The sequence below is a fragment of the Nostoc sp. genome (assembly GCF_036919555.1).
In the GTDB taxonomy this organism is placed as follows: Bacteria; Cyanobacteriota; Cyanobacteriia; order Cyanobacteriales; family Nostocaceae; genus Nostoc.
Genome location: NZ_JBALCS010000075.1, coordinates 1 through 10,091 on the forward strand (window position 1 = coordinate 1; position 10,091 = coordinate 10,091).

9 protein-coding genes are annotated in these 10,091 nt (G+C 44.0%); 5 read left to right on the forward strand and 4 right to left on the reverse strand.

What is annotated here, in order from left to right:
* Positions 1-607: 607 nt before the first annotated feature.
* On the reverse strand, positions 608-2,197 hold the full coding sequence (locus V7K36_RS20895; RefSeq protein ID WP_335118882.1) for a DHA2 family efflux MFS transporter permease subunit: 1,590 nt from the start codon (positions 2,195-2,197) through the stop codon (positions 608-610).
* A gap of 299 nt (positions 2,198-2,496) precedes the next feature.
* Between V7K36_RS20895 and V7K36_RS20900 the strand changes: the two genes are divergently transcribed.
* The gene (locus tag V7K36_RS20900; RefSeq protein ID WP_335118884.1) at positions 2,497-3,093 is read left to right on the forward strand and encodes a TetR/AcrR family transcriptional regulator; all 597 of its coding nucleotides are present in this window, start codon (positions 2,497-2,499) and stop codon (positions 3,091-3,093) included.
* A gap of 352 nt (positions 3,094-3,445) precedes the next feature.
* Here V7K36_RS20900 and patD read toward each other — a convergent pair whose 3' ends face one another.
* Entirely contained in the window at positions 3,446-3,799 is a 354-nt protein-coding gene (patD, locus tag V7K36_RS20905; protein WP_335118886.1) for a heterocyst frequency control protein PatD, read from the reverse strand.
* 315 nt (positions 3,800-4,114) lie between these two features.
* Here patD and V7K36_RS20910 point away from each other — a divergent pair, with 315 nt between their 5' ends.
* The gene (locus V7K36_RS20910; RefSeq protein WP_335118888.1) at positions 4,115-6,385 is read left to right on the forward strand and encodes a RelA/SpoT family protein; all 2,271 of its coding nucleotides are present in this window, start codon (positions 4,115-4,117) and stop codon (positions 6,383-6,385) included.
* A gap of 231 nt (positions 6,386-6,616) precedes the next feature.
* On the opposite strand, the gene V7K36_RS20915 is transcribed toward V7K36_RS20910, so the two are convergent.
* The gene (locus V7K36_RS20915) at positions 6,617-6,847 is read right to left on the reverse strand and encodes a hypothetical protein (protein ID WP_335118890.1); all 231 of its coding nucleotides are present in this window, start codon (positions 6,845-6,847) and stop codon (positions 6,617-6,619) included.
* Positions 6,848-7,182: 335 nt separating this feature from the next.
* Here V7K36_RS20915 and V7K36_RS20920 point away from each other — a divergent pair, with 335 nt between their 5' ends.
* From V7K36_RS20920 to V7K36_RS20930, 3 genes are read left to right on the forward strand one after another with little or no spacing between them, the layout of a single operon-like run.
* On the forward strand, positions 7,183-8,385 hold the full coding sequence (locus V7K36_RS20920) for a PAS domain-containing protein (RefSeq protein WP_335118892.1): 1,203 nt from the start codon (positions 7,183-7,185) through the stop codon (positions 8,383-8,385).
* Positions 8,373-8,900, forward strand: a complete 528-nt coding sequence (locus V7K36_RS20925; RefSeq protein WP_335118894.1) for a response regulator — start codon at positions 8,373-8,375, stop codon at positions 8,898-8,900. The genes V7K36_RS20920 and V7K36_RS20925 overlap by 13 nt, the downstream gene beginning before the upstream one ends.
* A 39-nt stretch (positions 8,901-8,939) precedes the next feature.
* Complete coding sequence (locus tag V7K36_RS20930; protein WP_335118896.1) at positions 8,940-9,275, forward strand: hypothetical protein; 336 nt, start codon at positions 8,940-8,942, stop codon at positions 9,273-9,275.
* Between the two features lie 146 nt (positions 9,276-9,421).
* On the opposite strand, the gene V7K36_RS20935 is transcribed toward V7K36_RS20930, so the two are convergent.
* Positions 9,422-9,586 (reverse strand): hypothetical protein, encoded by a 165-nt coding sequence (locus tag V7K36_RS20935; protein ID WP_335118898.1) that lies wholly within the window; start codon positions 9,584-9,586, stop codon positions 9,422-9,424.
* Between the last annotated feature and the right edge of the window lie 505 nt (positions 9,587-10,091).

Sequence of the window (10,091 nt, forward strand, 5' to 3'; positions counted from 1 at the left end):
ATAGTTAACACACTGAGTAGCCGTGTGCGGTGAAAGTCGCAAGCACGGTTTCGGATGGGAGGGGTGTTGCAGTAATGCACACCTCGACCCTACCTGGGAAACAGTGGGAAAATAAGCAATCCCCAGTCAAAATCATTACATAAGTAAAAATCACAGTATTTACTAAGAAAGTTTACGGTAATTTAAGTTTTACAATACTTTTATAAATATTTATACTGATTTTGATATGGTTAAGAAACAATTAATAAAAAGGATTTTACTTAAATGAAGACTTCAAAATCCCCCAATGCTTTAGGTGAATCTATAATTATGGGCGCTTTAATGATGTTGACCAGTGTTAGCATTATTACAATAATGAACTTTTTCTAAGATCAAAGATTTCTAATTTTAGCAATAAGACTTTACATAGTCCCGCCCAAAACTGAGCGGGACTTTTACTTTTCATGCAGATAAATCCTTGTATATTAACTTGATTCTGTGACTTTCGGCAGAAAATAATTTTGAACCCGTGTTTTTACGTACTTTTGTAATCAGAAAATTTCAAAGAGGGATGCGATCGCTATTTGATGCTGAGTGCAATTAATTTTACTTTTTACTCAGCACTGTTTCAGTGACCGACTGGCGCTTTCACTCCTGCACCGCCTTTGCCCAGGAATAGTAACAAAGGTAATGAGCAAAGGAACCCTACCCCTACGACTCGAAAGCAATCTGCGTAAGATAAAACGGCAGCTTGGGTATCTACTGTTTGACTAATTAAAGCTAGTACTTGTTGTTGCGCTGTTGCCGCATCTATGCCTTGGCTTTGAAGTGCCCCATTAAGCAAGTCGAGACGCTGATTGGTTTCTACATCATAAGGGCTAAGTTTTGCTAACAGGATAGCTCGATGAAAAGCTTCTCGTCGGTCAAGCAGAGTAGTAAGTAGGGCAATGCCGATACTGCCACCTAGTTGTCGGGTGAGATTGTAGAAACCAGACCCGGCAGAAATATCTTGTTTGGGTAGCGGTCCTAAAACTGCCAAACTCAAAGGGAGAAACATCAACACAGTAAAAGCTCCACGCCACACCAATGGCCAAAATAAATCATCTATGCCGGTTTGTGGGGTAATTGCTGCTAGTTGAAACATGACTCCAGATGAACCGACAGCGCCCATTGCAATTAAAAATCGGGCATCAATTTTACTAGACAGTTTACCTAATAAAACCATAACGATCGCAGACGCTAAAGCACCAGGCGCTAACAATAGTCCTGTCTGGGTTGCCGTAAAGTGCAGCACACTCTGAGCAAATATCGGCACAGCAAAAAGTGTGCCATAAAGCCCCATACCTACTACTGCTGAAAGAACGCTTCCCGCAGCTAAAGAACGGTGACGCAAAACTCTCAAATCCACAGCAGGGTGATCTGTTTTCAGTTCTCGCCAAATAAATAACCCCAAGCCGATAATACTAGCGATCGCCAACGTGGTGATGAAACTGGAGGAAAACCAGTCGTCTATCTCTCCTTCCTCTAACAAAGTTTGCATACAGCCAATAGCAATCACCAAAAACCCAATCCCGAACCAATCGACGGCTTGGCTTTGTGTCTCATTCTTATCTTTATCTTTGGGCAAAAATGCCAAGGACATCGCTACTGCAATGATCCCGAAGGGAATATTCACAAAGAAAATCCATCGCCAGCCCAAACCATCTACCAGGAATCCTCCTAAAGTCGGGCCAATGGCTGGCCCAGCAATTACACCTACCCCAAAAACTGCCTGTGCGAAACCCTGTTCAGCAGGTGGAAAAGTCTCGAACAAAATCGCTTGGGCTTTAGCTAGTAACCCACCACCACATAAACCTTGAAGAATTCGAGAAATAACTAGCATCGGTAGATTTAATGCCAACCCGCATAAAACCGAGGCCAGGGTAAAGCCAATTAACGAGAAGATGAAGTAGGTTTTGCGTCCAAAGTAATCTCCCAGCCATGCAGATAAGGGAATTAAGACAACATTTGCGATCGCATATCCAGTCACCACCCAACCTACTTCACTAACAGTTGCACCCAGGCTGGCTTGGATATCAGTCAGGGCAACGTTAACAATACTAGTATCAATTACTTCTAATATTGCACCAAGGGAAGCCGTGAAAGCGATCGCCCACTTCAATGGCCCCTGCACATAACCAAATTGGTCAAAAGTCGAACGTTTAATATTGGTAGCCATTGTTAGCACAAGTAATATTTGGGAGATGTGAAGCGATGCCTGAGTTGGGCTATTGGGCGTCGCCAAAGCTAAAATTAAATCTAGTATGTATACGCTACGGTAGCGTATCATATAAAAACGGTCAAGAGAGTCTTGAATAAAAAGTGGCAGAAATACTTATGCTAAAGATGGATGGTCAGTGTTGCTGTTTTCGTGCATGGGAAATGAGTTCTGGACTGATTTATTCCCCATAGGGTATGTTCTATGACCAAAGGTAGAAGCAGATTGCTAAGAAGATATTGCTTGGGGATGATATTTTTATGAGTAAGCAAATCAACAGCCCTTGTGGACGCCCACGCAGCATCCACGCCGACCAAGCTATTCTGCAAGCGACTTTGGATCTGCTTGCAGAGGTAGGATATGAAAGCATGAGTATAGAAGCGATCGCTTCCCGTGCTGGAGTTGGTAAAACGACTATTTATCGGCGTTATACTTCCAAAGAAGAACTAGTTGCAGACGCAATCGAAAGTTTGAGAGATGATTTAGCGATCCCCGATACTGGCAGCTTTTGGGGAGACATGGATATCCTAATCAATAATGCCGCCAAAAAAATAGATAGTCCCCTTGGTCGTCAGACACTCGCCCTGATAATTAGTACAGCGTCTAGCAATCCTCAGTTTGCCGAGGTCTATTGGACAAAATATACAAAACTCCGACGTGAAGCCTTTTCTAAAATACTTGAACGTGCCAAGTCTAGAGGCGAAATTCACAAAGATGCAGACGTAGACTTAATTATCGATCTTGTGAGTGGGTCACTATATTATGCACTGATTTTCAAACCCACAACCGAGCCAGTAGAAGCGTACATGCGCCGCACAATGAATCTTCTTATGAAGGGAGTCGGGAGTAGGGAGTAGGGAGTCGGGAGTCAACTTAGAGCCAGGGTGAATGGAATAGAGCCTCCGGCACGCTGACGCGAACGCGGCTACACAGGCAAAGTCCGCCTACGCGGACTAATAGAAAATTAAGGCTTTTTAACCCACGAAGGTGGGTTTTGTTTGTGTAGACGCGCTTTCTAACCGCCCATTTCGCGTTAAGTTGACACGCACGGTATTCTTCCCAATGCCCAATGCCCAATGCCCTATGCCCTATGCCCCATGCCCCATGCCCCATGCCCAATGCCCGATTTCCAACTTGTTGCCAAAATAACTTTTCATGAACGGTTGGAAATGAGATGATGGAATAATTAGAGGAAAAGGTGAACAATTGTTATTTTTCTCCCTCCGTTTCTGGTTGCAGAATAGCATCACAGTATTGAATGAGGATTGTCAAGCGATCGCTAATCGTCTGAAGTCTCGTTTGTGCAGTAGATGCTTGCCGCGCTCCTTGCAAAAACATCACATCTATTTCCAAGAGGCGCAATTGCTTGCTCATCTCCGTTTGATAAGACTGCACTCGCCAGTCTTCATCAGCCAAAGGCACAATCTGCTGCGCGAAAAATTGCTGCAACGAGGCTATACGTACTCGCAGTTCGAGCGTAACTATTTGGGTAGTTGTGGCATCGGAGCGTAATTGCTCTAGCAAGGTTACGAGTGTCAAATATCTCTCACGGTTTAAAGACATCCTGTGCTAGTTAAGATAGTATTAATGTCAAGTAATTTTTCTTCTACAATAAACTTTACTTAAAGACTTATCAGCACGAAAAGCCTCAAATCCTGATTTGAGGCTTTGTTTGCCATCAATGGATTTTCTTTCTTTATGATCCTTGAAACTCAAACTGGATGACTACCAGACGCTCCTGCGTCGCTAATGCTGCGCTATCGGCAATTGGCGAATCATCCTGACACTGTTTTTTCGATCAACAGCATCTTCTGAGGTTGATGCTGCTAGTTTTATTCATCATTCACTTATCTACCGATCCTCTCTAAACCTAATTGTATGAGCAGTCTAGCGATAAATTCATCAGTTGATCTTGCTATTCCCGAATGGTTAAAAAAATGTTTGAAGGAGTCATCGACAAGTAGCGGCGAAGCGGAAGATGACCGAAGGCATAATGATGCATTTTTAATTGGTCGCGCATTTGAATTTGCCTACCAACTGCATCAAGGTCAATATCGCAAATCGGGAGAACCATATATTGCTCATCCCATCGCTGTAGCCGACTTGCTGCGTGACTTGGGAGGTAGTGCTGCTATGATAGCAGCTGGATTTCTCCATGATGTCGTTGAAGATACAGAAGTTACAAGTGAAGACATAGAACAGCGCTTTGGCCCAGAAGTACGGCAATTGGTCGAAGGTGTCACCAAGCTTTCTAAAATTAATTTCACCAGCAAAACCGAAAGCCAAGCGGAAAACTTCCGGCGGATGTTTTTGGCAATGGCGCAAGATATTCGGGTAATTGTGGTGAAATTGGCAGACCGTTTGCATAATATGCGAACTTTACAGTATATGTCAGAGTCCAGCCGCCGCCGCAGTGCCCAGGAAACGCGAGATATATTCGCACCTTTAGCCAATCGCTTGGGGATTTGGCGAATTAAATGGGAACTGGAAGATTTGGCTTTTAAGTATTTGGAACCGGAAGCTTTCCGCCAAATGCAGGAGTATGTTTCCGAAAAACGGACGGCGCGAGAAGAGAAATTGGCTAGAGCTACGAATATGTTGCAAGAGCGTTTGCAGCAAGCCGGAATCCACTTTCAAGATATTAGCGGTCGTCCCAAGCACCTTTATGGCATTTACCAAAAAATGCACCGACAGCAAAAGGAATTTCATGAAATTTACGATTTGGCCGCGTTGCGGATTATTGTTCAAACCAATGAGGAATGCTATCGGGCGTTGGCAGTGGTTCATGACGCTTTTCGCCCAATTCCTGGGAGATTTAAGGACTACATTGGACTGCCAAAGCCTAACCGTTACCAGTCGTTGCATACTGGGGTGATTGGCCTAACTGGTCGTCCTTTAGAGGTGCAAATTCGGACAATCGAAATGCATCATATCGCCGAGTATGGGATTGCAGCTCATTGGAAGTACAAAGAAACAGGAGGTTCTAGTATTAGCCATTTGACAGCGACAGATGACAAGTTTACTTGGCTGCGGCAGCTGCTAGAATGGCAAACTGATCTCAAGGATGCACAAGAATATCTTGATAGCGTCAAGGATAATCTATTTGAAGATGATGTCTATGTCTTCACCCCTAAGGGGGATGTTGTACCTTTAAGTCCCGGTTCTACCACTGTGGATTTTGCTTATCGTATTCATACGGAAGTGGGGAACCATTGTTCAGGGGCGCGGGTGAATGGGCGAATGGTGCCACTGTCAACGCGGCTGCACAATGGCGATATTGTCGAAGTTCTCACCCAAAAGAATTGCCATCCGAGTTTGGATTGGTTGAACTTTGTCAGGACTTCGGCGGCGAAATATCGGATAAAACAATGGTACAAGCGATCGCGCCGGGAAGAAAATGTCGCCCGTGGACGGGAATTGTTAGAAAAGGAACTTGGTAAAACTGGTTTTGATAGTTTGCTGAAGTCGGATGCAATGGAGACTGTCGCCGAAAAGTGTAACTACCATAGCGTGGAAGATTTACTTGCTGGTTTGGGTTACGGTGAAGTTACCTTGAACCTAGTACTAAATCGTTGGCGAGAAGTGGCGAAGGGACAACAACCAGTTTCCACAGTGCCGACATTTATCCCCAAAGAATCAACTACATCAAAAGCTTTGCGAGATGCACCTGCAACTACCTCCCGCGCCACTGATTCGCCAATTGTTGGGATAGAAGGTTTGGTGTATTATTTAGCTGGATGTTGTACCCCGATTCCTGGCGAACCAATTATTGGTGTAGTGACGCGAGGTAGGGGGATTTCAATTCATCGCCAAGGCTGCCATAATCTGGAGACTGTGGAGTATGAGCGCTTAGTACCAGTTAGGTGGAACCCAACAGCCGAAAATAGTGGTCGTCCGCACACGTATCCAGTGGAAGTTCAAATTGAAGCCCTTGACCGCGTAGGGGTGTTAAAGGATATTTTGTCACGGTTGAGTGACCAAGGGATCAATGTCCGCCATGCCCAGGTGAAAACCTCTACTGGTCAACCTGCATTGATGGACTTAGGAATAGATATACGCGATCGCTCTCAACTAGAGCAAGTCTTCGTGCAAATTAAGAAAATGAGCGACATTTTGAATATCCGCCGCGTTGGTCAAATTGACGAGTAGGTGTCCTAATTGGTAGGGTGCGTTAACGTAGTGTAACGCACCAATTTAGGATTATGGTTGAGTTCATATTCGGCACCATCAACTGTCACACATCAACAAAAAGCCGATGAATTAGTAGATAAGAACTAAACAAGCAGAAAAAAATCGAAAGAATTTAAATATCACCAAATTGAGCAGAGTCAAGTAACTGAAGGTTTACTGTTAATCAAATCATTAATCGCTAATTACGAATTATTCAACTTGTTTCCTAAGCGATGGTGCTACAATCATTAGTCCTCTAACAACTTCTTCAGGAGTAGCCGTGCCATTGATTATCTTTGGTACAATCGCCATAACTTCTAGAGCCAGGTTTGTTGGAATTCCCATTGCTTCTAACCGCTTCAATTCCAAAATATCAATACCTGCTGCCAATCCATCCAAATACTCTTCTACACTTACTCCCAAGTTTTCAATCTCCACCATGAGTATAATCTCCTATTTTTTGTTCGACCTCTTATATCATGTCCGCTTCATTGCTTATTAAACCCAAAGAACCCCACCCCGCCAAAGCTGCGTTTTGTCTCCCCTAAGAGCCGGCTCTTAGGGGATTAAGGGGAGCCAGCGCTCAGAGGGGTCTCCCCAAGTGGAGCATCTGGCGTGTGGGGTGCAATGACTATGGGAATCACAACTAATTACCCGGACATGATATAGTACAACAAAAAGGTGTAATCAATAACTTTGAATTTGAGTTTCGGTGGTGCGATGGAGAGGTGCGTTGGGGGTTATTTTCTTTACGTTTAAATGTAGAAGAAAACTGCATGGAAGCAGTAGTTACAGATATTAGCGATCGCAAGCAAGTAGAGGCAGATTTACACCGCAGTCATGCCATATTTAAAGCCCAACAAGAAGCTTCAATTGATGGAATTTTAGTCGTAGATGAAAATAATCGGATTGTGTCTTACAATCAGCGTTTTTGTCAGTTATGGCAAATCCCAGAAACATTTGTCAGTGGTAACAATCGGCGATTACTGGAATTAGCACTCGACAAACTAGAACGGCCACAGGAGTTTCTCGCTAAAGTTGAGTATCTCTACGCTCATCCAGACCAAATCAGCCGTGATGAAATTCGCCTGAAAGATGCGCGGACTCTAGACCGCTATTCTGCATTCGTGCGAGCGCCAACAGAAGATTACTACGGTAGAATTTGGTACTTCCGTGATATTAGCGATCGCAAACAGGCAGAAGAAGCTCTACGTCACAGCGAACAGAAATATCGCAACATTTTTGAAAACTTTCAAGTAGGGATTGCTCGGATTCGCTTAGAAGATGGGCTGTTTCTGGAAGCCAACCAACGCCAAGCCGAAATTTTGGGTTATGGTTGCGCGGCTGATCTAATTGGTAAGCAATTCACGACGGAGTTTTACGCGAATCCAAATGATCGCCAACAGCTGTTGAAAGAAATCGCACAGCAGGGCGAGGTACGTAACTTTGAATTGCAACTATGTCGTCGAGATAAATCTCCTGGTTGGGGGCTAATATCCCTGAGACGGAATGCTGAGGATGGCTGTATAGATGCTGTGATTACCGATATTAGCGATCGCAAACTTGTCGAAGAATCTTTGCGACAATCAGAAGCCAGATTTCGCGCTCTTTACGAATCAACCAGTATTGCTGTCATGTTACAGGAAAACGGAATTCCCCTTGATTGCAACCGGGCAGCAGAAGAACTATTCGGCTATTCTCGGCAAGAGTTTTTGCAGAAGCATCCAAGTGAATTTTCACCGCCATTTCAACCAAACGGTGAAACTTCTGCTAATTTGTCCCGTCAACAAATTGCGATCGCCTACGAGCAAGGCAGACATCGTTTTGAGTGGGTTCACCGTCGCGCTGATGGTACAGATTTTCCAGCTGAGGTGTGGTTAACTGTATTTACAGCAGTTTTCGACGAAGCCCGCCACAAAATCAATCGCAGAATAGACTCTATCACTGGTTTTGATTATTTCCATCTGTGGTACGATTGATTGCAATTTGCTGTAAGTTGGGTGAACGCACACTCATTCAGGGGATGGTGCAAGACTTGACTGAACGTAAGCAAGTTGAAGCCACACTTTGGCATCGCGCTCAAGTAGACAGACTCCTTAACAGCATTTCTCGCCAGTTTATCGACCAGGATGCAAACACTGCAATCAATTTCACCCTGCAAGCGATCGCTTTAGTATCAGGTCAAATAGCATACCGGATTTTAGTGGTAGATGACCGCCCAGAAAATTGCGATTTATTGACACAGTTACTTAACACAGTTGGTTTTGAAACTCGTGCGGCTGCTAATGGCTTAGAAGCGATCGCTCTCTGGCAAACATGGCATCCCCAACTGATTTGGATGGATATGCAAATGCCGATTATGGACGGATATGAGGCGGCTCGACAAATTCGAGCATTAGAGCGGGCTAGATGGGGAGATGAGGAAGATAGGTATTTCTTCTACTTTCCCGGCTTCTGCTACTCCCCGGACTGCGATCATTGCCCTCACAGCTAGCGCTTTTGATGAACAAAGGTCTAATATTTTAGCGGCGGGTTGTACGATCTAATCCGCAAGCCTTTCCACGAAGAGGTAATTTTTAACAAGATCGCTGAGTATCTGGGAGTACAATATATATACGCAGAGCCAGAGAATCTTGCAGATATAGAATTGATCGCATCTGAGCCGGAAGAACTTAAACCCCAAGATTTACTTGTCATGCCATTAGAATGGGTGAGAGCAGTACACCAAGCAGCTGTTCAGGTAGATGCCGAGTTAATTTTAGAGTTAATTAAACAGATTCCCGACAGTAATTTTAATTTAGCTGAGGGGCTTACTGATTTCGTGGATAATTTCTGTTTTGACGAAATTATCGAACTGACCGAAACTTAACAATTCAAAATTCAAAATGACCCTCTCTACGAGACGCTGCGCGTAGCTACAAGTCTTTTAGAGTTGCCCCACAAGCTTTGATCCACCCAACTCCCCGATAAATTGGGGGGCAAGAACCCTCAAAGTCCTCCAATTTATCGGGGGATTTAGGGAGGATCTACACAATTTTGGTTTTGTGCATTGTGTACCTCATTTACTTGCAACCTGCTGTAGCCCTCTTCTGTCACTCTCCGAAAACTTTTGCCATTTCTGAATTCTAGAGCTTTTGTATATGAAGCGATCGCGCGATTATTTTCTAATAACAAATACAAGACCAATTTTTTTCTAATAGTATAGCTTGTATTGATTGCCTCATAAGGCTTCTAGCGATCGCCCTCCCGGAAAGTGACAGAAGAGGGGTAGTTCACAACACAAGTCTGTTGGTTTACAACACAAGTCTGTTGGTTCACAACACAAGTCTTTTGGTTCACAACACAAGTCTGTTGGTTCATAATACAAGTCTGTTGGTTCACAACACAAGTCTTTTGGTTCACAACATAAGTCTATTTGTTCACAACGATTTATTGTTTAGCAAAGAACCCCACCCCGCTCTTCGAGCTACGGTGTACACACAAGTTATCCGATTAATTCAAAAGTCCACTAAAACCTTACCCTGTCCCAATACGCTTGGGTTAAGGATAATTGTAGGTTGGGTTGAGCAATAGCGAAACCCAACGAACATCCTAGTACAGTACGGCGTAAATAAACAGACCATATTAGTGGGAGAATAAATAATCAGGTTAAAACCAGTTTCGCAGAGCATATCAAGGAATCAGG

What these genes read in the sequence shown, in the direction of transcription:
- V7K36_RS20895 (WP_335118882.1), bottom strand. Translation starts at nt 2,197, where the DNA reads ATGGCTACCAATATTAAACGTTCGACTTTTGACCAATTTGGTTATGTG.
- V7K36_RS20900 (WP_335118884.1), top strand. Translation starts at nt 2,497, where the DNA reads ATGAGTAAGCAAATCAACAGCCCTTGTGGACGCCCACGCAGCATCCAC.
- patD (WP_335118886.1), bottom strand. Translation starts at nt 3,799, where the DNA reads ATGTCTTTAAACCGTGAGAGATATTTGACACTCGTAACCTTGCTAGAG.
- V7K36_RS20910 (WP_335118888.1), top strand. Translation starts at nt 4,115, where the DNA reads ATGAGCAGTCTAGCGATAAATTCATCAGTTGATCTTGCTATTCCCGAA.
- V7K36_RS20915 (WP_335118890.1), bottom strand. Translation starts at nt 6,847, where the DNA reads ATGGTGGAGATTGAAAACTTGGGAGTAAGTGTAGAAGAGTATTTGGAT.
- V7K36_RS20920 (WP_335118892.1), top strand. Translation starts at nt 7,183, where the DNA reads ATGGAAGCAGTAGTTACAGATATTAGCGATCGCAAGCAAGTAGAGGCA.